This is a genomic window from Streptomyces venezuelae, from assembly GCF_008642375.1.
GTDB classification, from domain to species: Bacteria; Actinomycetota; Actinomycetes; order Streptomycetales; family Streptomycetaceae; genus Streptomyces; species Streptomyces venezuelae_G.
In genome coordinates, this window is record NZ_CP029194.1 from 8033550 (window position 1) to 8055027 (window position 21478).

Here is a 21478-nt window from a genome sequence, read left to right on the forward strand (position 1 = left end):
GCGTTCGTCTCATCCCCCCGGTGAGATCTCCCGGCGGGGACGCTACCTCATGTGATCATGTGTGCGCAGCCCGCCCCGACGGCTCGTCAGCGCGGACTCAATCGGCTGATCTGGCCCAGCCGTTCGCCTCGATGCGCGACCCGTCAGCGGGCCGTGCCTCGTCGAACACCGGCAGCCCCGTCCCGTCGAGTAGCCGCAGCCCGTCCACGTACACGCCCCGTCCCACGTACCGCTGGTCCGTGGTGTACCGCCAGCGCAGGAGGGCAGGCCCCCCGGGCAGGGGCGCCGACACGGTGTGCCAGACGCGGCCGGACCAGCCGCCGACCGCGCCCGTCGGGTGCTCGGTACGGTGCTCGGTACGGCGGTCGGTGGCGAAGGGCACCGGCCGCCAGGTCGAGCCGCCGTCGGCCGAGGCCTCCAGGGCGACCGCGTCGGCGCCCGGCTCGGTGTCCCACCACAGCGCGCACTCCAGGCGTGCGGCGTCCGGCACCTGAGGGAGCATCAGGGTGGCGGTCGTGGCGCTCGCCATGCCGGAGAACCATGCTGTACGGCCCCGGGCGGGGCGGACGGGGACGGCTCGGGCCAGGTGGTTCGCCGCGGCGACCCGGGGCGCGGAGCCGGAGCGCCAGGAGCGGACGGGGTGGACCGAGTTGCCGAGGACGATCAGGAACGCGTCGGTCGTCGGGTCGAGGACGAGGCTGGTGCCGGTGAATCCCGTGTGGCCGGCCGTGCGCGGGGTGGCCATCGCGCCCATGTACCAGTGCTGGTGGAGCTCGAAGCCGAGGCCGTGCTCGTCGCCGGGGAAGGCGGTGTTGAAGTCGGTGAACATCAGGTCGACGGACTCGGGGGAGAGGATGCGGGCCCGGCCGTACGCCCCGCCGTTGAGGAGAGTGCGCGCCAGGACCGCGAGGTCCCAGGCGCGCGAGAACACCCCGGCGTGGCCCGCGACCCCGCCCATGGCGTAGGCGTTCTCGTCGTGGACCTCGCCCCGTACCATGCCTCGGTCGAGCCCCGACCAGGGACGCCGGGCGTCCTCGGTCGCCGCGATCCCCGGCCGCCAGGAGAGCGGTGGATTGAATCGAGTGCGGTGCATCCCGAGTGGAGCAGTGATCTCGTCGTGGAGCAGGGTGTCGAGACCGCGAGCGGTGATCTCCTCCAGGATCAGCTGGAGCGAGATCAGATTCAGATCGGAGTAGAGGTACGCCGAGCCCGGCGGGTGCGCCGGCTTCTCGCCCCACAGCAGCCGCAGCCTCCCCTCCCGGGTCGGCTCCCGGAACAGCGGGATCCAGGACCGGAACCCCGAGGTGTGTGTGAGCAGCTGACGCACCGTGACGTCCTGCTTTCCGCCGCCCCCGAACTCCGGGAGGTACGTGGTGACCTTCGCCTCCAGCTCCAGGGCCCCGCGCTCGATCTGCTGCACCGCCAGGATCGAGGTGAACAGCTTGGAGACGGACGCCAGGTCGAAGACGGTGTCCTCGGTCATCGGAATCCGCTCCCCGGGCGGCAGCTCGATGCCCGTGTCCGTCTTCTCGTCGTACGCCGAGTAGCGCACGGCCGAGCCGATCGGCCGGTGCAGGGCGACGGTCCCGCCGCGTCCGGCGAGCAGCACGGCCCCCGCGTACCAGGGGTGCGTGGGGGAGGGGGCGAGGAAGGCCTCGGCGTCCGTGACCAGCCGGTCCAGATGCGCGCCGAGCAGTCCGGCCCGCTCGGCCGACCCCCGCCGCAGCGTGGTCCGCCGCGCCGCCCGCCCGGGTCCCGCACCCCCGGGCCCGGGCCCGGACCCCGGGGCCGCCGCGGCCCCCGGCACCGAACCGATCATCACCGCACCTCCCAGTGCCAGCACCCCGCCGCCGAACGCGCGGCGGCTCAGAACTCCGTCTCGTACCGCATCCTCCGTCATGCCCACCCTCTCCCACGGCGGGCCGCGGCGAAACGTCGACGTACCCGTCTGCGGCGATCGGGCCGCCGGGCACCCGGGCCCCGCGACAAAAGAATCTGACGCTGCATCAGAAAATCTCTTCCCTCCGTCGCGCGGCTGCGGCATCCTGCCGCCCATGAAGACGGAGCTGAGTCGCACACTGGGGATCGAGCACGCCATCTTCGGCTTCACGCCCTTCCCCGCGGTGGCCGCCGCCCTCACCAGAGCCGGCGGATTCGGAGTTCTCGGCGCGGTCCGCTACACCGCGCCCGACGATCTCGCCCGCGACCTCGACTGGATGCAGGAACACACCGACGGGCTGCCCTACGGCCTCGACGTCGTGATGCCGGCGAAGAAGGTCGAGGCCCCGGGAAATCAGACGCTGAGCGAGGCGGACGTCGAGGCCATGATCCCCGAGGAGCACCGCGCGTTCGTCCGCGCGACCCTCGCCAAGCACGGCGTGCCCGAACTCGCCGAGGGAGAGGCCTCCGGCTGGCGCATCACCGGCTGGATGGAGCAGGTCGCCCGCGGCCAGCTCGACGTCGCCTTCGACTACCCGATCAAACTCCTCGCCAACGCCCTCGGCTCGCCGCCCCCGGACGTCGTCGCCCGCGCCCACGACCACGGCGTCCTGGTCGCCGCGCTCGCCGGCAGTGCCCGGCACGCCCGCCACCACGCCGAGGCCGGCATCGACGTCGTCGTCGCCCAGGGGTACGAGGCGGGCGGCCACACCGGCGAGATCGCGTCCATGGTCCTCACCCCCGAGGTCGTCGAGGCCGTCTCCCCGCTGCCCGTGCTCGCCGCCGGCGGCATCGGCAGCGGCGAGCAGATCGCCGCCGGCCTGGCCCTCGGCGCCCAGGGCGTCTGGCTCGGCTCGATCTGGCTCACCACCACCGAGGCCGACCTGCACTCGCGCGCCCTGACGGCCAAGCTCCTCGCCGCGGGCTCCGGCGACACGGTCCGCTCCCGCGCGCTGACCGGGAAGCCCGCGCGCCAGCTCCGTACCGAGTGGACCGACGCCTGGGACGACCCGTCCGGCCCCGGACCGCTCCCCATGCCGCTCCAGGGACTCCTGGTGGCCGAGGCCGTCTCCCGTATCCAGAAGTACGAGGTCGATCCGCTCCTCGGCACACCGGTCGGACAGATCGTCGGCCGGATGAACTCCGAGCGCAGTGTCCAGCAGGTCGTCGACGAGCTCACCCGGGGCTTCGAGAAGGCCGTCGACCGCATCAACCGCATCGCCGGACGGAGCGAGGCATGAGCCAGTCAGCCACACCCACCGGATTCTGGGCCCAGGCCGCCGCCGACCCCGGCCGTACGGTGCTCGTCGCCCCCGACGGCGAGGAGTGGACCGCCGGCCGCCTGCACACCGAGGCCAACCGGCTCGTCCACGGGCTGCGCGCCGCCGGCCTGGAGCGCGGCGACGCCTTCGCCGCCGTCCTGCCCAACGGCCCCGAGTTCTTCACGGCCCATCTCGCCGCCACCCAGGCCGGGTTCTACCTGGTCCCCGTCAACCACCACTTCGTCGGACCCGAGATCGCCTGGATCGTCGCCGACTCCGGCGCCAAGGTCCTGCTGGCCCACGAGCGGTTCGCCGAGGCCGTGACCCTCGCCGCCGACGAGGCCTGCCTCGCCCCCACCCACCGCTACGCCGTGGGCGCGATCCCCGGCTTCCGCCCGTACGCCGCACTCCTCGACGGACAGGACGGCGACGCACCCGCCGACCGCACGCTCGGCTGGGTCATGAACTACACCTCCGGCACCACCGGACGGCCCCGGGGCATCCGTCGCCCGCTGCCCGGCAGGCTCCCCGAGGAGACCCCGCTCGGCGGCTTCCTCGGCATCTTCGGCATCCGGCCGGGCGACGGCAACGTCCATCTGGTCTGCTCGCCGCTGTACCACACGGCAGTCCTGCAGTTCGCCTCCGCCGCCCTGCACATCGGCCATCCGCTCGTCCTGATGGACCGGTGGACGCCCGAGGAGATGCTCCGCCTGATCGACCGGTACGCCTGCACCCACACCCACATGGTCCCCACCCAGTTCCACCGTCTGCTCTCCCTGCCCGAGGAGGTACGGAACCGGTACGACGTCTCCTCGATGCGCCACGCCATCCACGGCGCCGCACCCTGCCCCGAGCACGTCAAGCGGGCGATGATCGAGTGGTGGGGCCGGAGCGTCGAGGAGTACTACGCGGCCAGCGAGGGAGGCGGAGCCTTCGCCACCGCGGAGGAGTGGCTGAAGAAGCCCGGCACGGTCGGCAGGGCCTGGCCGATCAGCGAGCTCGCGGTCTTCGACGACGACGGGAAGCGGCTGCCTCCCGGCGAAGTGGGCACCGTCTACCTGAAGATGAACACCGGCGGCTTCCAGTACCACAAGGACGAGGCGAAGACGGCGAAGAACCGCATCGGCGACTTCTTCACGGTCGGCGACCTCGGCGTCCTCGACGAGGACGGCTACCTCTTCCTCCGCGACCGCAAGATCGACATGATCATCTCGGGCGGGGTCAACATCTACCCGGCCGAGATCGAGGCCGCTCTCCTCACCCACCCGGCCGTCGCGGACGCCGCCGCCTTCGGCATCCCGCACGCCGACTGGGGCGAGGAGGTCAAGGCGGTCGTCGAGGCGGCCGAGGGGCACGAGCCGGGGCCCGCGCTCGCCGAAGAGATCCTGACCCACTGCGGCGACCGCCTGGCCGGCTTCAAACGCCCCAAGACGGTCGACTTCGTGACCGCCATGCCCCGCGACCCCAACGGCAAGCTGTACAAGCGCCGTCTGCGCGACCCGTACTGGGAGGGCCACGACCGCCCGCTCTAGACTTCGTGCGCGAGGAGGTCTCCCACGGTGACCTCCTTCCCCGTTCGGCACGGAGCTCGAGAGGGACGACACGATGGTGGGCCGCGATCCGTTCGTACTGGACGACCCCGTGGGCGAGTCCCTCCGGGGCCGTCACGCCCATCTCGCCCGCAGGGTCGGCCGGGCCGTCACCTATCTGCCGGACGTCTCGACCTTCGCCGCCGTCTCCACCGACCCGGATCCGGCGCGGTGGGACGACCTCACCGAACTCCTCGGCCGGGACGCGTTCGCCGACATGTTCAGCTGCCCGGTTCTCCCGCCGTCGCACTGGGAACCCGTCTTCGTCCTGGAAGGCCGCCAGATGATCCGGCCGGACGGCGGAGCGCCGGGGACCCCGGGAGACGAGACGGACGAGGGCGTCGTCGAACTGGGCGCGGACAGCGTGCCCGAGATGCTGGACCTCGTCGAGCGGACCAGGCCCGGGCCCTTCTGGTCCCGGACCCCCGAACTCGGCACCTACCTCGGCATCCGAGAGAAGGGCACCCTGGTGGCCATGGCCGGTGAACGGCTCCGGCCGCCGGGATGGACCGAGATCAGCGCGGTCTGCACCACTCCCGAGGCCCGCGGGCAGGGCCACGCCGCCCGCCTGGTCGGCGCGCTCGCGGCACGCATCGAGGCGCGGGGCGAAGGCGCCTTCCTGCATGTGGCCGAAGCGAACACCGGCGCGATCGCCCTCTACGAGAAGCTCGGCTTCGAGACGCGCACGAACGTGACCTTCCGCGGCTTCCGCACGCCGTAGGTCCCGCGTCCGGCCTCAGAGCCGGGCGTCTGGGGCTCGATGGTTCAGCAGCTCGGTAGCTCGTCCGGTTCGGCCGCGAAGAGTCGGGCCGGGTCGAAGTCCATGCCCCTGAAGTGGCCGGCGAGTTCCAGCCTTCCGGTGGACACTGCCGATCCCGCCCATCCCCTCGATCCCCGCCACCAGTGTGGAGATCACCTCGACCGTGCGGCAGATCAAGCACCGCGCATGCATCCGCTGGACCGGCCCCGCGATCGGCGAAGGGCTGCGCATCGACGGCGTCCACGTGGGGAACTTCACCGAGGCCAAGGGCGGTGTGCGGATCAGCGCCGAGGAGACCCACACGGGCCCCCAGGTCGAAGCGGACGTGCCCACCGCGAACGCGCTTCTCCGTGAAGGCCTCGAAGCGTGGTTGCGGGACCTGAGTCCGCCGCCGAAGCCCCTGCCCGAGACCTGGCGCACTGACTCGCGGCCAGGGCTACGGCGCGGGCGCGGCCCGCGTGCCGGTGAGTGCCGGGATCAACTGCGCCTCCTCGTAAGCGAAATGCTCCTCCAGTCGGGTCGCCAGCCGGTCCAGCTCGGCGAGGAGGGTCGCCGGCGCGGCTCCCGAGGTGAGGAGCGCCTCCAGTTCCTCCACCGTGCGGGCGACCACCCTGTGCTCCTCGCGCATCCGGTCCAGCGAGTCGGCCAGCTCCGGGAACTCGTGCTGCAGGAGGTCGAAGACGCTGTCCTCGTTGTGGTGGTGGGCGTGCAGCGCGCCGCAGAAGGTCAGGCAGTGACGGGCGAGCCGGCGGCCTGGGCCCGGGGCGTCCCGTACCGCCGCGCCCTCCGCCTCCGCCTCCGCGGAGCCCAGTCCCTCGCGTAAAGCGGTCAGTTCGTCACGCAGCTCGGCATGGACCTTGACCAGGTGGCCGGCGATCGCCCGGTGCCGCGCCGGGTCCGCGAGGTCCACGCGGTGCAGGGCGACGACCGGGATGATCCTGTCCGTCGCCGCCTGATAGGCGGCGAACCCCGGGTCGCGGTCCGCCTGTTCCGCGTACAGCCGGTCCCGCTCCTCGCCCTCCGTGACCACCGCCGTCGCCGCGAAGCGCTCGACGGTTCCCTCCGGCGTGCCGAGCTCGACGGTCACGAACGGGTCGGCGCTGAGGTTGTGGAACCAGGCGGGGTGCTTCGGTCCGCCGGCGTTCGACGCGAAGACGAGCAGCCGTGCCCCGTCGCGTACGTACACGGCGGGGTTGGTGTGTGCCCGCCCGCTGCGGGCGCCCGTCGTGGTCAGCAGGAGCAGGGCCGCTCCCTCGAACATCCCGCCCACCCGGCCGCCGTTGGCGCGGAACTCCGCGATGACCTGCAGGTTGAGATCGGACATGGCTGTGCCTTCCGGTAGCATCGATCCCGACAGATCCATTTGCTTTGAAAGCAAAGCTAAAAGGGAGGGGTGCAGGGTGTCAATCGCACACGAGGGGGACGAGGCCGCCGGCGGGCCGGAAATCGACGAGGCCGTGCGCACGTTGCTGCTGCTCATGCCTCGGATGGTCTCTCGGGCGAAGCGCATCAGAATTCCCGACGAGCTGCAGACGCTCACGCTCGCGCCCCGCCATCTCTCCCTGCTCGCCTATCTCCTGTTCGACGGGTCGCTGAGCGTCAACGAGCTCGCCGCCCGGCTGGAGGTCGCCCCCACGACCGTGAGTCTGATGGTGGGAGACCTGGCGAAGAAGGGCGTACTGGAACGGGCCGAGGACCCCGCCGACCGCAGGCGCAAGATCGTCTCCATCGCGCCGGCGCACAGCGCCGCCATCGACGGCTGGCTCGGCCGCAGCGCCGGCGCCTGGCGCGCGGCCCTCGCCCCGCTCGACCCGGCGCAGCGACGGATGTTCCTGGAGACCCTCACCGCGTACGAGCGAGCCCTCAGCGACCCCCTGGATTGACCGAACCGGGCGAAAGCCCCCTTTGTGGCAGGATGCGGATCATGAGTTCGAGCACGGCGTCATTGACACGGCAGTGGACCACCTGGGGGCCGGTGGTGGCGGCGCTTGCGCTTGTCGCGGCCTGGGGGCGCGATCTGCCGGGCTTCGCCGTCGGGTTCATCGCGCTCTGCCTGATCGCGGCCGTTCTCGCCGCGGTCCACCACGCCGAGGTCATCGCCCACCGGGTGGGTGAACCGTACGGCTCGCTCGTCCTCGCCGTGGCCGTCACCGTCATCGAGGTCGGACTCATCGTCTCGCTGATGGTGGGAGGCGGCGAGAAGACCTCGACCTACGCGCGGGACACCGTCTTCGCCGCCGTCATGATCACCTGCAACGGCATCGTCGGTCTCTCCCTCCTCGTCGGCGCGCTCCGCAACCGTGTCGCCGTCTTCAACGCCGAGGGCTCCGGCGGCGCGCTCGCCACCGTCTGCACCCTGGCCACGATGACGCTGGTCCTGCCGACCTTCACCACCAGCCACCCGGGCCCCGAGTTCTCCGGCGTCCAGCTGGCCTTCGCCGCCGTCGCCTCCATCTGCCTGTACGGCGTGTTCGTCGGTGTCCAGACCGTACGGCACCGGGACTACTTCCTCCCCGTGCCCCGTCCCGGCCAGGACTCGGAGGACGACCACGCGGACCCGCCGACCCGGCGCGATGCCTGGACCAGCCTCGGACTTCTCGTGGTCGCCCTCGTCGCCGTCGTCGGCAACGCCAAGCTGATCTCCCCGACGATCGAGGACGGCGTCCAGTCCGCGGGCCTGCCCAAGGCGGTCGTCGGTGTCGTCATCGCCCTGCTGGTGCTGCTGCCCGAGACCCTCGCCGCCGTCCGCGCGGCCCGTCGCGACCGCATGCAGACCAGCCTCAACCTCGCCTACGGCTCCGCGATCGCCAGCATCGGCCTGACGATTCCGGCGATCGCGCTCGCCTCGATCTGGCTGTCCGGGCCCCTGGTCCTCGGCCTGGGCCCGCTCCACATGGTGCTGCTCGTCCTCACCGGTGTGGTGAGCGCCCTGACCGTGGTGCCCGGACGGGCCACGCTCCTCCAGGGCGGCGTCCATCTCGCGATCTTCGCCGCCTTCGTGTTCCTCTCGTTCAGCCCGTGACGGCCCGGCTCGGCCAGGGCAGCCCGGCTCGGCCGTGAAAGCCCGGCTCGGCCGGTGACGGCCCGGCTCAGCCAGCGATGGCCGGGCTCATCCCTGACGGTCCCGCTCAGCCCCTGACGACCACCACCCGCAGCGCCGGCGAGCGCAGGATGTCCTTCTCGCAGAAACGGGAGGCCACCCAGCGCTCGCCCGCGTACAGCCGGGTCTGGTCGCTGTAGTGCGGCGACGCCGGGTTCGAGGACTGGGAGTACGTCAGCAGGGTGCGGGCCACCGGACACCGGCCCCCGTCCCAGCCCACCGCCTGGACGTGACTGGTCCCGTGCGCGACCTCCACATAGCCGCCGCCGGCCGCGTTCCACACGGGCTCCGTCTTGTTCCAGACGCCCAGCGACTCGGTCCCGCCGCTCACCGGAATGCGCTCCCCGTTCCGTACGACGAACTGGTGGGCGCCGAGCGGTGCGTCCAACGGGATCCCCGCCGCCCGCAGCTCCGCCGCCGCGTCCCGCAGCGCCTTCGCGAAGCCCGGCGCCGCCGTGTTCACGGTGTGCGGGGTCCGGACCGGGTCCGCCGCCGAGAACGGCACCTTCCACTGCTCGGCCTGCGGCACCGAACCGGCGAACTTCCGCCAGAACCGGTCGAAGAACAGCGCGCCCCGGCTCTCGGAGTTCGCCGTCCTGTCCCAGGCCCCGATCACCCGGCAGGCCTCGGGATCGTCCGGCAGCGCCGCCGGGCAGGCCGCGGCGACATCGGCCGCCGCCAGGTCTCCCGCCGGAGCGCGGTTGGCGAACTGCTGGCGCTGGAGGTCGGCCACGGTGAGCCGACCCCGGTCCGCCATCGCCGCCACGTCCTCGACCCCGCCCCGCGTGCGCAGCGAGCGCTGGGTAGCGACGGTGCCGAAGACGCGCTCGTAGCCCGTCAGCGGCCGGTCGGCGTTGGTCAGCCAGGCGCTGTCGTTGGAGTTCTCGACGTACGGGGTGTCCCGCAGCACCGGCATCCGCGCCGGACCGAAGGTCCCCGGCTGGACCGCGTCCGGGTCCGAGCCGAGCGCGCAGTCGGAGCGCGAGCCGTCCAGCACCGCGACGCCCGAGGCCGGATAGGTGGCCCGGCCCAGCGGCGTCGAGCAGCGCTGGGCGAGCTCGTCGGTGATCCGGGGGAGGACCTGCGACTGGCTGAAGTAGGAGTGGCCGGCCGAGTCGGCCGCGATCGTGTTGACCCACGGCAGGCCCTGGGTGCGGCGCAGGGTGTCGGCGACGTCCTGCGTCGAGCGCGCCTTGCCGAAGCCGAGCGCCGTGTCGGAGCCGCGCAGGTTGGCCGCGTTGGGGTCGTTGAGCGCGTACGCCGTCGTCGCCGTCCACGGCAGCGGGAGCTGCGCGCCGAGGCCGCCGACGACCGGGCCGTACCGGGTCCACCACTGGGTACGGGTGACGGGGGCGCCGTCCTTGACCGGGACGGTGACCGTGCGCGCGGTCATCCGCTCGGGGCGCCCGTCCACCAGGTAGGAGGTCGGGTCGCCGGGGGCCAGCGTCAGCTGGTGGAGGTTGAGCGGCACTCCGGTGGCGACGGTGTGGCTCCAGGCCACCTTGTCGTTGAAGCCGATGTTGACGACCGTCGTGCCGAGGAGCGAGGCGCCCGAGACGTTCAGCTCGCCCGGGATGGTCTGCTGGGACTGCCAGAAGCGGCGGCCGCCCTGCCAGGGGTAGTGCGGGTTGCCGAGGAGCAGCCCGCGCCCGCTGGCCGTCGTGGCACCGGAGAACGCGACCGCGTTGGAGCCCATGGTGGCGTTCTCCGCGGCGAACAGCGCACGGGCCGCCTCCGCGGTGCGCGCCGGATCGGGTGCGCCCCCGGGTGAGGACGGGGCGGGCGCCGCGGGCGGCTTCGCGGCGGTGATGCCGTCCACGGCCCGCCCCTGTCCGCCGAGGACCGAGACGGCGAAGCCGCGCCGGGCCACGTCGAGCGCGCTCACCGGGCGGACCCAGTCGGCGCCGGCGCAGGCGGGGTCCGTGATCCGGTTCTTCCGCAGCCAGGCGTTGTAGCCGGCCGCCCAGCCGCGCATCAGCTCCTTGAGGTCGCCGCTCGGACCGGCCGGCGCGGGCGTCCGGAGCAGCTCCTCGACCGTCCCGGCGTCCTTGACGCCACGGAAGTACAGATCGCTGGAGACGTTGGTGGCGGCCGAGGACAGCGAGCCGTCCGGGGCGGCGGCCGGGCCGAAGAACCGGGAGCGCTCGCCGTTCACGGTCAGGAAGCCGTCGGCGAGGACGCAGACCTGGTCGGCGGCCTGGGCCCAGCCCGTGCCGAAGCCGAGGTTCGCGTAGTCCTTCGCCACGATGTGCGGGATGCCGAACTCGGTGTACCGGATGACGGCCGACAGGCCCCGGTCGGACGGCCGGTGACCGCCCCGGTCGCCGGAGTCGGCCGCCGCCGCGCCGGGCAGCGTGGCGGTGACGACGGCGAGTGCCGCGCCGGTCAGTGCCAGGTGTTTCAGGCGGGTCAAGCGCGTGCGGAGGTGCAAGGTGCCTCCCAACGGACGGATGTGCACTGCTGGTTGGACCATGCACGCAGCCGGGAGACCCACTTGTCAACATCCCGTTCGGTATCCGAGGTCGGGAGAGGTCGAGGGGATGTGCCGAGGGTATGTAAGGCGCGCCGCACGGTACTTGACCTTCCGCCCGCCCCGCGCCGAGGATCACCGCATGGAACGACTCCTCAGCCGCACCGTCGACGGCGTCCTGCGCATGAGCGCCCAGCGCGTCCCGGACCGCGTCGCCGTCCGGTACGCCGACCGGAGCTGGACGTACGCCGAGCTGGACGCGGCCGTCGGCACGGCCGCCGCCGTCCTGCGGGAGCCGCACCACGGCCTCGGCCTGCCGGACTCCGCCCGCGTCGCGACCTACGGCCACAACTCGGACGCCTACCTCATCGCGTTCCTCGCCTGCGCGCGGGCCGGCCTGATCCACGTACCGGTCAACCACCACCTGGCCGGCGACGACCTCGCGTACCTCCTGGAGCAGTCGGACACCTCGCTCGTCCTCGCCGATCCCGCCCTCGCGGACCGCGTCCCGGACGGCTTCGCGGTCAAGCCGCTGCGGGACGCGCCCGGTTCGCTCCTCGACGCCGTCGCCGTACCGGAGGAGTACGACACCGGCCGCGACGCCCGCGAGTACGTCCAGCTGCTCTACACCTCGGGCACGACCGCCCTGCCCAAGGGCGCGACGATGACCCACCGCGCGCTCGTCCACGAGTACGCGAGCGCCGTCGAGGCCCTCGACCTGCACGAGGACGACCGGCCCGTGCACGCGCTGCCGCTCTACCACTCGGCACAGATGCACGTCTTCCTGCTGCCCTACCTCGCCGTCGGCGCGGAGAACACCATCGTCGACGGTCCCGACCCGGCCGTCCTCTTCGACCTCGTCGAGGCGGGCCGCGCCGACAGTTTCTTCGCACCGCCGACCGTCTGGATCGGCCTCGCCAACCACCCGGACTTCGCCGGGCGGGACCTCTCCGCGCTGCGCAAGGCCTACTACGGGGCCTCGATCATGCCCGTACCGGTACTCGAACGGCTGCGGGAGCGGCTCCCCGGGCTGCGCTTCTACAACTGCTTCGGCCAGTCCGAGATCGGACCCCTCGCCACCGTCCTCGGGCCGGACGAGCACGAGGGCCGGATGGAATCCTGCGGCCGGCCCGTCAGGCATGTCGAGGCCAGGATCGTCGACGAGGACGGGAAGGACGTGCCCGACGGCACCGCAGGGGAGATCGTCTACCGTTCACCGCAGCTGTGCGACGGCTACTGGCGCAAGCCCGAGGAGACCGAGGAGGCCTTCAGGGGCGGCTGGTTCCACTCGGGCGACCTCGCCGTACGCGACGCCGAGGGCTTTTTCACCATCGTCGACCGGGTGAAGGACGTCATCAACTCCGGGGGAGTGCTCGTCGCCTCGCGGCAGGTCGAGGACGCCCTCTACACCCACCCGGGCGTCGCCGAGGTGGCTGTGATCGGCCTCCCCGACGAGCGCTGGATCGAGGCCGTCACGGCCGTCGTCGTCCCGCGTGGCGAGGTCACGGAGGCCGAACTCCTTGCGCACGCCCGCGAGAAGCTCGCCCACTTCAAGGCCCCGAAGCGCGTCCACTTCACTCCGGACCTGCCGCGCAACGCGAGCGGCAAGATCCTCAAGCGAGAACTGCGGGACCGCTTCGGCGGGTCGGGGGCGTCCTGACGGGACGGTGAGGGGGGCCTGCGGGGCCGGAGGGGGCCGGCGGGGTCCCGGCCGGCTCACCCTCTCACGCCCCCGGCCAGGCCTCCCGCTTCCTCACTCCCGCAGGTCCACGATCCGCTTGATCTTGCCCACCGACCGCTCCAGCGTCTCCGGGTCGACCACCTCGACGCCGACCGAGACCCCGACCCCGTCCTTGACCGCCACCGCGATGGCCCGGGCCGCCTCCTCGCGCTGCTCGGGCGTCGCCTCCGTGCGGGCCTCGGCCCGTACCGTCAGGGCGTCGAGCCGTCCCTCCCGGGTCAGCCGCAGCTGGAAGTGCGGGGCCACGCTCGGCGTGCGGAGGACGATCTCCTCGATCTGGGTGGGGAAGAGGTTCACCCCGCGCAGGATGATCATGTCGTCGCTGCGCCCGGTGACCTTCTCCATCCGCCGGAACACCCGGGCCGTCCCCGGCAGCAGCCGCGTCAGGTCGCGCGTCCGGTAGCGGATCACCGGCATCGCCTCCTTGGTGAGTGAGGTGAAGACCAGCTCACCCTCCTCCCCGTCGGGCAGCACCTCGCCGGTGAACGGATCCACGATCTCCGGGTAGAAGTGGTCCTCCCAGATGTGCAGTCCGTCCTTCGTCTCCACGCACTCCTGCGCCACGCCGGGGCCGATCACCTCCGACAGCCCGTATATGTCGACCGCGTCGATGGCGAAGCGCTCCTCGATCTCCTCCCGCATCGCCTCCGTCCACGGTTCGGCGCCGAACACGCCCACCTTCAGGGAGGTGGAGCGCGGGTCCAGGCCCTGCCGCTCGAACTCGTCGAGCAGCGTGAGCATGTACGAGGGGGTCACCATGATGATCTCGGGCCGGAAGTCCTGGATGAGCTGCACCTGCCGTGCCGTCATACCGCCCGAGGCGGGGATCACCGTGCATCCGAGACGCTCGGCGCCGTAGTGCGCGCCGAGCCCGCCGGTGAACAGGCCGTAGCCGTACGCGACATGGACCTTGTGGCCGGGGCGCGCCCCGGCGGCGCGCAGGGAGCGGGCCACCACGTCCGCCCAGGTGTCGAGGTCCCCGTCGGTGTAGCCGACGACGGTCGGGCGCCCGGTGGTGCCGCTGGAGGCGTGGACGCGCCGGATCCGGGACTGGTCGACGGCGAACATGCCGAAGGGGTAGTGGTCGCGCAGGTCGGACTTGGCCGTGAAGGGGAAGCGGGCGAGGTCCGCGAGGGTGTGGCAGTCGTCGGGGGTGAGCCCGGCCGCGTCGAAGGACTCCCGGTAGAAGGGCACGTTCTCGTACGCGTGCCGCAGGGTCGCGCGCAGTCGCTCCAGCTGGAGCAGCGCCAGCTCCTCGCGTCCGAGCCGTTCGCCGCTGTCCAGAAGGTCCGTCATGCGCCACTCCTCCGCAGTCGTAAAACGGACTACCGATCATTCGGTAGTTGCGTCCGGGCCAGTAAACCCGGAGGTGCCCGGGGCTTGGCAAGGGGTGGGAGGAAGTCGATCCGCGTGCGCCCGTCCACGCTCCCGGGCGGGCAGGTTCGCCCGGATGTCACACCTTGGGGTGCTTTTCAGGAGAAGGGAGGTCGCTTGCGGCGGCGTACGGGAACGACTGGACCATCCGAGACCGGCCCGGTCCCGGACGGTCCACCCCCAGCTCCGGACGGGCGGGCCCAGCTCACGAGCCCGGCCGAAAGTGAAGTCATGCCAGTGCTGTGCCGTCCCGCCGCCCCCACGGAGGTGGCCCCGTGACCACCACCACCGCCTCCGACACCGCCGACACCCCCCAGGTCCACTTCTGGGCCGTTCCCGACCTCACCGGCCTCGAATTCGACCCGCTGCTCGCCAAGCTGCTGCACGAGGACCCCGTCACCCGGGTCCGCCTCCCCAACGGCGAGGGCCACGCCTGGCTCGTCACCCGCTACGAGGACGTCAAGTTCGTCTCCGTCGACCCCCGCTTCAGCCGCCAGGCCGTCTGGGGACGCTCCATCACCCGCGTCGCCCCGCACTTCATCCCGATGGAAGGGGCCGTCGGCTTCGCAGACCCGCCGGACCACACCCGGATGCGACGGGTCGTCGCCCGCGCGTTCAGCGCCCGCGCCCTGCGCGCCCTCCGCGACCACGCCCAGGAGGTCATGGACCGGCTCCTCGACCACGTCGAGGAACACGGCGCCCCCGCCGACCTCATGGACCTCGTCAACCGCCCCTTCCCGCTCGCCATGGTCAGCGAGCTCATGGGCGTCCCCGAGGGCGACCAGCCGCTCATGGCCCGCTGGTCCGACACGATCATCTCCGCCGGCGCCGGACGCGAGGCCAGCGAACAGGCCAAGGCCGAGATGGGCCGGTACTTCACCGAACTCATCGGCCGCAGCCACGGCACCGGCAAGGAGACCCTCGCCGCCGTCCTCGCCGACGCCGTCGACGAGGACACCCTCACCGAGCACGAGGCCGTCGGACTCGCCGTCCTCATCCAGATCGGCGGCGCCCACGCCGTCCGCAACAACAGCGCCAACATGGTGTACGCGCTGCTCACCCACCCCGAGCACCTCGCCCGGCTGCGCGCCGAACCCGAACTCGTACCGCAGGCCGTCGACGAGCTCCTCCGCTACATCCCGCACCGCAACGCCGTCGGCCTCTCCCGGATCGCGATGGAGGACGTCGAGGTCGGCGGCGTCACCATCCCGGCCGGCGACCCGGTCTACGTCTCGTACCTGACCGCCAACCGCGACCCGGACGTCTTCCCCGACCCCGAGCGGCTCGACTTCGACCGCGGGTACAACCCGCACGTCGCCTTCGGCCACGGACCGCACTACTGCCCGGGCTCCGCCCTCGCCCGCATCGAGTCGGAGATCCTCCTCGACTCCCTGTGGACCCGCTTCCCGAACCTGCGCCTCGCCGTCCCCGAGGACCAGCTCCGATGGCAGCGCGGAGCCCTCATCCGGGGCCCCGAGACCCTGCCCGTCACCTGGTGAGAGGAACCGACACCCCGTGACCGCCACAGCGATCGGACCGGACGGCGGCCTCGTCGTGCCGCCCGGCCACGGCAGGACCCTCACCACCGCGGCCCAGCACGTCACCTTCAAGGTGACCGGCGAGCACTCCCGTACCGCCTCCACCTTCGAGGTCCTCGTACCACCCGGATTCGACGTCGGCGCCCACGCCCACGGGCACAGCGAGGAGCTGTTCTACATCCTGGAGGGCGAGCTCGACGTCCTCGCGTTCGAGCCGCTCGTCCGCACCCCGGACAGCTGGCGGGAGTGGGAGTCCGGTACGGGGCAGCGCGCGGTCCGCGCCACGCCCGGCACGCTGATCCTCGTCCCGCCGGGCTGCCCGCACGCCTTCGCCAACCCCACCGGGGAACCGGCGCGGATGCTGTTCCAGGCCTCGCCCCCGCCCGACCACGAGCGGTACTTCGAGGAGCTCATGGACATCCTCGGCTCGGGCGGCGAGGTCGACCACTCGGCGATCGAACGGCTCCGCCTCCGCTACGACATCGAACAGATCACCCCGCTCCGGCACGACGCCGGCGTCCGGCAGGAGGCGGCTCCCACCCCGTGACCCCACCACCAGCGGAGCACCACGGCCCGGTCGTCCACGACTGGGCCGTGGCGCCGCTCCCGGACACCGCGTTCGACCCGCTTCCCCACCGGCTCCTGCACGAGGAGCCGGTCGCCCGCGTCCGCCTCCGCCACGGCGAGGGCGACGCCTGGCTCGTCACCCGCTACGAGGACGTCAAGCAGATCGCCTCCGACCCGCGCATGAGCCGCGCCCTGACCGTCGGCCGGGCCGTCACGAGCATGACCCCGCACACCCTCGCGCCCGCCGGGGGAGTGGGCCGCGCCGACCCGCCCGACCACACGCGGCTCCGCAGGCTCATCGCCCCGACCTTCGGGCGCCGCCGCATGACCGCCCTGCGTGAGCACACCACGCGGACGGCCGACGCCCTCGCCCTCCGCATGGCGGACGCGGGCCCGCCCGCCGACCTCGCCGAGCACTTCGTCGGCCCCCTCGCGGCCACGGTCATCGCCGAGCTCCTCGGTGTGCCCACCGCCGACCTCGACCGCGTGGAGCGGTGGCGGGCGGGAGTCCTCTCCAGCGACACCACCGAGGCCGAGGGCGAGTCCGTCAAGAAGGAGATCGCCGGCTACTTCGCCGACCTCGCGCGGCACCGGACCGAGCATCCCGGCGACGATCTCGTCAGCGAGCTCGCCGCAGCCCGCGCGGCCGGTGCGATCAGCACCCCCGAACTGGTCTCGATGGCCGTCATGCTCACGCTCAACGGCCTCGACGCCGTACGGAACATCGTCGCCACCATGGTGTACGTGCTGCTCGTCCACCCCGACCAGACGGCGAAGATCCGCGCCGAACCCGACCGCCTCCCCGGGGCCGTGGACGAGCTCCTCCGCTACATCCCGCAGCGCAACGGCGTCGGCATGCCCAGGATCGCCACCGCCGACATCGAGGTCGGCGGCGTCACCGTCCGGGCAGGCGAGGCCGTCTACGTCTTCTACCCGGCCGCGAACCGAGACCCGTCCGTCTACACCGAACCCGACCGCCTCGACCTCGCGCGGAACGAGGCCCCCCACCTCGCCTTCGGCCACGGCGCCCACTACTGCGCGGGCGCCCAACTGGCCAGGATGGAAGCCGAGGTGATGCTCTCCACGCTCCTCACGCGCTTCCCCGGCCTCGCCACGGCGGTGGAACCCGAACGGATCGCCTGGCGCCGCGGAACGGTCAACCGAGGCCCGGTCACCCTGCCCGTCACCTGGTGAAGCCCGGCCACCGCGGCCACCCTGGCCAGGTAAAACCTGTTGCCGGGTACCGGAGCCGCTGCTGGAGTGGCCCCCATGGAACCTCAGCATCTGCGTGACCTCTACGACCGCCAACTGCGCCGCGAGGCGCGCCCCGACGGGCCCGGCTGCCGGGTCGAGCGCGTCGGCCCCGTCGTCCGGCAGACCGGACCGGCGCACGCCTGGAACGGCGTGCTCTGGTCCGGGCTCGACGCCCCCGGGGCCGACGCCGAAGCCGCGATCGCCGGGCAGATCGCCCACTACCGCGCCGCCGGACTCTCCTTCGAGTGGAAGCTGTACGGACACGACGGCCCCGCAGACCTCGCCGACCGGCTCCTCGCCGCCGGCTGCACCGCCGAGGACCCGGAGACCCTGATGGCCGCCGAGGCCGCCGCCCTGCCCCAGGACGTGCCGCTCCCCGAGGGCGTCGAGCTCCACGCGGTCACCGACGAGGCCGGGGTACGCCAGGTGGTCGAGGTCCACGAGCGAGCCTTCGGCACCGACAGCTCCCACATCGGCCGCCAGCTCCTCGACCGACTCGCCGCCGACCCGGACACGGTCACCGCCGTCGTCGCCGTCGCGTCCGGCGAACCCGTCAGCGCGGCCCGCCTCGAACTCTGCCCGGGCACCGACTTCGCCGGCCTCTGGGGCGGCGGCACCGTCGAGGCCTGGCGGGGCCGCGGCCTCTACCGCGCGCTCGTCGCCCACCGCGCCCGGATCGCCGCGGCCCGCGGCCACCGCTACGTCCATGTCGACGCGGCGGACACGAGCCGCCCCATCCTCCAGCGCCTGGGCTTCCTGACGCTCTCGACGACGACCCCGTACACGTACACCGTCACCGTGTAGCCGGAACCGGTCAGGGCTTCCCTTCGGGGGCGGGCACGGCCGGTGCGGGCGTCGCCGTGCGTGGTCGTGCCCGCATCTGCAGGTCGCGGAGTTCGAGCGTCACCGCAGCGGCGAGGCGGCCTCGGTGGCCCGGTACGTGCTCCAGGCGCCAGCGGGCGGCGATGGTCGCGAGGGCGAGGGTGGCCTCGATCATGCTGAAGGAGTCGCCGATGCACTTGCGGGCGCCCGCGGCGAAGGGGAGGAAGGCGTGACGGGGCGGTTGGGGGTGCGGGGCGGCCCAGCGATCGGGGGAGAAGGCTTCGGGATCCGGGTAGAGGTCGGGCCGGTGGTGGATGAGGTAGGGGCTGTACGCGACGCTGGTCCCGGCCGGCAGCAGGTGCCCGCCGAGGTGCGTGTCGGCGGTGACCACGCGGGTGAAGAACCAGCCCGGCGGGCGCAGCCGGAGGGTTTCGGTGATGACGCGCTCGGTCAGCGGCAGGCGCGGCAGGTCGGCGTGGGTGGCCGGCGCACCGCCCAGGGCAGCGTCGACCTCGGCGTGCAACCGCTGCTCGACCTCGGGGTGACGGGCCACCAGATCCAGCGCGGAGGACAGCGTGGCGGCGGTGCTCTCGATACCGGCCAGGACGAAGGAGACGACCGTGTCGGTGATCTCGGCGCCGCTCATGCCGGGACGGTCGTCCTCGGGGTCGTGGGCCGCCACCAGGGCCGAGAGCAGGTCACCGTAGTCGGCGCCGTCGGCGCGGCGCTCCGCGATGATGCGCTCGACGGTGCCGTGGAGACGGGCGCGGGCCGCGACATGAGCGCGATTTCCGCGCGTGGGCAGGCGGTCCAGCGGCGGAATCAGGAACATGCGCTGGTAGAGGCTCTTGACCACGGTGGTGACATCGTCGGTGAGCCGGCCGTGCGCCGTCGAGGGCAGGGCGTCGGAGAACAGCGTGGCGGTGATGATCCTGGAGCTCGTCGTCATCATCTCGGCGGGCACGTCGAGGACCTGGCCGGGACTCCAGGAATCGGCCGTCTCCCGTACGCAACTGGTCATGGCCCGCGCGTAGTCCGGCAGCCGGGCCTGGTGGAAGGCGGGCTGGGACAGCCGCCGCAGCCGGCGGTGCGCCTGATGCGGGCAGGAGACCACACCGTCGCCGATCACTTCGCGCAGGCGGTCGTAGAGCGGGCCGCCCTTGTCGAAGACACGGTCGTCCAGCAGAGCTCGCCGGGTCAGTTCCGGATCGCAGATCACGATCATGCTCATGGGGCCGAGCCGGACGCGGACCAGCTCACCGAGGGCGGGCAGCGAGTTCAGGAAGGCCAGAGGATCCCGAAGCAGCGGCACGACGTGCCCGAGCAGGGGCAGCGCACGGGGAGCGGTGGGGATCGAGGGGAAATCCTTCATGACGCGCTACGGCTCCTTCTGGCGGGCCCAGTCGGCGGGCGACCCCCTGCTGAAGGCCGATCCCGCATCTCGGTGTATCTAGCGCAGGCTTGCGGCGCGTCACGTGCCCGGTCAGGAAAGCGGCAGGTCAGCCAATGTCACCCGGGTCACCGCCAGGTTGACGGTACGGCCGGACCGAAGCGGTCGCCCCGCGCCCGGCGCACCATGGTGGTGTGGAGACGGACATCGCCCACGGCGACAGCGGCGGCCGGCCGGGTGTCCTCGGTAGCCCGCCGACGCCCCGCACCGCCGTGGCGTGGCTCCCGCCCGCGGCGCTGTGGCCCGCGATCCAGCGGATCCGCGAGGTGCACGACCGGCAGATCGGTCGCTGGCCGCCGCACGTGAACCTGCTCTTCGGCTTCGTCCCGGAGGCGGACTTCGACCGGGCCGCTCCGCTGCTGGCCGCCGCCGTGGCCGAGGTCGCGCCGTTCACCGCCCTGCTCAGCGGCGTGCGTAGCTTCGGGCACCGCCACGACGCCACCTTGTGGCTCGATCCGGCAGCGGCCGGCCCCGAGCCCTGGGAGGCGCTGTACGACGCGCTGCTACGACGCTTCCCCCGCTGCGGGGGCCGCTCCGCCGGCTTCACCCCGCACCTCTCGCTGGGCCGGAGCAGGACTCCGCGCAGGCTCGCCCCCGAGCTGGCCGGCCGGCTGGGCGCGATGCCGGCCCGGGTCGAGGAGGTCGTCGTGCTGTCGCGGCGGGAGGACGGTCCCATGCGGCCCCGGCTCGTCTTCCGGCTCGGGACGACGGGCGACGTACGGTGATCTTGCGGTGCGGACCGGCCTGAGGCGTCGGTCAGGGTGTCCAGTGCGCGGGGCGGTCGAAACCGGCCGGGAGGCGGGTCGCCGCGTTTCCGCGGGCCGCGTTCAGCTGCGGCTGGGTGAGGAAGAGCGCGCCGGTCAGGTCCGCGCCCGACAGGTCGGCGTCCCGCAGGTCGGCGCCGATGAGGTCCGTGAGCGTCAGGTCGGACCCCGTCAGGTCGGCGGCGATCAGGAGCGCCCCGCGCAGGTCCGCGCCGCGCAGCTTCGCCCCGCGGAGCCGCTTGCCGATCAGGTCGGCTCCCCGGCGGCTCTTCGGCTTGCCGCCGGCCGTCGCCCGGACCAGCTCACTGGTCCGAAGGAGCAGCGGGTTCACCTCGGCCCGTACGGGCGCCACGTCGAGCTTCTCCAGCGCGTCGGGCGTTCCCGCGGTCAGCTCCTCGACCCGGGCGAGCGCCGCGCGCAGCTCGGCGTGGAGCGGCCGGGCGGCCGGCAGGGCCAGGGCCTCGGTGAGGTAGCGGAGCAGCTCGTGCAGCTGGCGCACGACCGGGAACACCTCGTACATCTGGCGCGCGGTCTCCGGCGCCTCGCGCCAGGACACCCCGCCGAACGTCACCTGGGAGACCTGCTGGCCCGCGCCGAAGCAGTCGTACACCGTGCAGCCCTGGAAGCCGCTGGGCCGCAGTCGCGTGTGGATGCCGCAGCGGAAGTCCTCCTGGAGGTTGCGGCAGGGCTCACCGGACGACTTGTTCACGGCGAAGTCCGCGGACTTCGCGAAGGGCAGCGCCACGCAGCACAGCCCGAAGCAGTTGGCACAGTCGCCGCGCAGCGCGGATTCCCGGGTCTCGGGCACGGTGGAACGGTTCCTTCGCATGTCGGGGACGGTCCGTCCAC

17 protein-coding genes and 1 pseudogene are annotated in these 21478 nt (G+C 72.7%); 12 read left to right on the forward strand and 6 right to left on the reverse strand.

The window, feature by feature from the left end:
- Positions 1 to 97 precede the first annotated feature (97 nt).
- On the reverse strand, positions 98 to 1900 hold the full coding sequence (locus DEJ46_RS36495) for a serine hydrolase domain-containing protein (protein ID WP_150273301.1): 1803 nt from the start codon (positions 1898 to 1900) through the stop codon (positions 98 to 100).
- A 154-nt stretch (positions 1901 to 2054) separates the two neighbouring features.
- On the opposite strand from DEJ46_RS36495, the gene DEJ46_RS36500 reads away from it, so the two are divergent.
- The 4 genes and pseudogenes from DEJ46_RS36500 to DEJ46_RS40270 all read left to right on the forward strand — a co-directional run.
- The gene (locus tag DEJ46_RS36500) at positions 2055 to 3179 is read left to right on the forward strand and encodes an NAD(P)H-dependent flavin oxidoreductase (protein WP_150273303.1); all 1125 of its coding nucleotides are present in this window, start codon (positions 2055 to 2057) and stop codon (positions 3177 to 3179) included.
- Positions 3176 to 4732, forward strand: coding sequence for an acyl-CoA synthetase (locus DEJ46_RS36505; RefSeq protein WP_150273304.1), 1557 nt, complete (start codon positions 3176 to 3178; stop codon positions 4730 to 4732). The genes DEJ46_RS36500 and DEJ46_RS36505 overlap by 4 nt, the downstream gene beginning before the upstream one ends.
- Before the next feature lie 73 nt (positions 4733 to 4805).
- Entirely contained in the window at positions 4806 to 5510 is a 705-nt protein-coding gene (locus DEJ46_RS36510) for a GNAT family N-acetyltransferase (protein WP_150273305.1), read from the forward strand.
- A gap of 130 nt (positions 5511 to 5640) precedes the next feature.
- A pseudogene (locus DEJ46_RS40270) lies at positions 5641 to 5931 on the forward strand (polyketide cyclase /reductase); the annotation flags it as partial.
- A gap of 54 nt (positions 5932 to 5985) precedes the next feature.
- Here DEJ46_RS40270 and DEJ46_RS36520 read toward each other — a convergent pair.
- A complete protein-coding gene (locus tag DEJ46_RS36520; RefSeq protein WP_150273307.1) occupies positions 5986 to 6873 on the reverse strand; it encodes a nitroreductase/quinone reductase family protein in 888 nt (295 codons plus the stop codon).
- A gap of 154 nt (positions 6874 to 7027) precedes the next feature.
- Here DEJ46_RS36520 and DEJ46_RS36525 point away from each other — a divergent pair, with 154 nt between their 5' ends.
- The gene (locus tag DEJ46_RS36525) at positions 7028 to 7432 is read left to right on the forward strand and encodes a MarR family winged helix-turn-helix transcriptional regulator (protein ID WP_055646518.1); all 405 of its coding nucleotides are present in this window, start codon (positions 7028 to 7030) and stop codon (positions 7430 to 7432) included.
- Between the two features lie 41 nt (positions 7433 to 7473).
- Complete coding sequence (locus tag DEJ46_RS36530) at positions 7474 to 8571, forward strand: calcium:proton antiporter (protein WP_150273308.1); 1098 nt, start codon at positions 7474 to 7476, stop codon at positions 8569 to 8571.
- 106 nt (positions 8572 to 8677) lie between these two features.
- On the opposite strand, the gene DEJ46_RS36535 is transcribed toward DEJ46_RS36530, so the two are convergent.
- Positions 8678 to 11122 (reverse strand): penicillin acylase family protein, encoded by a 2445-nt coding sequence (locus DEJ46_RS36535; protein WP_150273309.1) that lies wholly within the window; start codon positions 11120 to 11122, stop codon positions 8678 to 8680.
- A gap of 139 nt (positions 11123 to 11261) precedes the next feature.
- Here DEJ46_RS36535 and DEJ46_RS36540 point away from each other — a divergent pair, with 139 nt between their 5' ends.
- Positions 11262 to 12779: a fatty acyl-CoA synthetase gene (locus DEJ46_RS36540; protein WP_150273310.1), complete on the forward strand. Its 1518-nt coding sequence runs from the start codon at positions 11262 to 11264 to the stop codon at positions 12777 to 12779.
- Between the two features lie 93 nt (positions 12780 to 12872).
- Here the strand turns inward: DEJ46_RS36540 and paaK are convergent, their stop codons facing one another.
- Positions 12873 to 14156: a phenylacetate--CoA ligase PaaK gene (gene paaK / locus DEJ46_RS36545; protein ID WP_150273312.1), complete on the reverse strand. Its 1284-nt coding sequence runs from the start codon at positions 14154 to 14156 to the stop codon at positions 12873 to 12875.
- Positions 14157 to 14509: 353 nt separating this feature from the next.
- On the opposite strand from paaK, the gene DEJ46_RS36550 reads away from it, so the two are divergent.
- The 4 genes from DEJ46_RS36550 (at position 14510) to DEJ46_RS36565 (ending at position 18397) form a co-directional block, all read left to right on the forward strand.
- The gene (locus tag DEJ46_RS36550) at positions 14510 to 15733 is read left to right on the forward strand and encodes a cytochrome P450 (protein WP_150273313.1); all 1224 of its coding nucleotides are present in this window, start codon (positions 14510 to 14512) and stop codon (positions 15731 to 15733) included.
- A gap of 16 nt (positions 15734 to 15749) precedes the next feature.
- On the forward strand, positions 15750 to 16319 hold the full coding sequence (locus DEJ46_RS36555) for a cupin domain-containing protein (RefSeq protein ID WP_190623073.1): 570 nt from the start codon (positions 15750 to 15752) through the stop codon (positions 16317 to 16319).
- Positions 16316 to 17533, forward strand: a complete 1218-nt coding sequence (locus DEJ46_RS40640) for a cytochrome P450 (protein WP_150273314.1) — start codon at positions 16316 to 16318, stop codon at positions 17531 to 17533. Before DEJ46_RS36555 ends, DEJ46_RS40640 begins: the two co-directional genes overlap by 4 nt.
- Before the next feature lie 75 nt (positions 17534 to 17608).
- Positions 17609 to 18397: a GNAT family N-acetyltransferase gene (locus DEJ46_RS36565; RefSeq protein ID WP_150273315.1), complete on the forward strand. Its 789-nt coding sequence runs from the start codon at positions 17609 to 17611 to the stop codon at positions 18395 to 18397.
- A gap of 10 nt (positions 18398 to 18407) precedes the next feature.
- Here the strand turns inward: DEJ46_RS36565 and DEJ46_RS36570 are convergent, their stop codons facing one another.
- The gene (locus DEJ46_RS36570; RefSeq protein ID WP_150273317.1) at positions 18408 to 19787 is read right to left on the reverse strand and encodes a cytochrome P450; all 1380 of its coding nucleotides are present in this window, start codon (positions 19785 to 19787) and stop codon (positions 18408 to 18410) included.
- 212 nt (positions 19788 to 19999) lie between these two features.
- Here DEJ46_RS36570 and DEJ46_RS36575 point away from each other — a divergent pair, with 212 nt between their 5' ends.
- Positions 20000 to 20590, forward strand: coding sequence for a 2'-5' RNA ligase family protein (locus DEJ46_RS36575; protein WP_223835363.1), 591 nt, complete (start codon positions 20000 to 20002; stop codon positions 20588 to 20590).
- Between the two features lie 31 nt (positions 20591 to 20621).
- On the opposite strand, the gene DEJ46_RS36580 is transcribed toward DEJ46_RS36575, so the two are convergent.
- Complete coding sequence (locus tag DEJ46_RS36580) at positions 20622 to 21458, reverse strand: pentapeptide repeat-containing protein (protein WP_150273318.1); 837 nt, start codon at positions 21456 to 21458, stop codon at positions 20622 to 20624.
- Between the last annotated feature and the right edge of the window lie 20 nt (positions 21459 to 21478).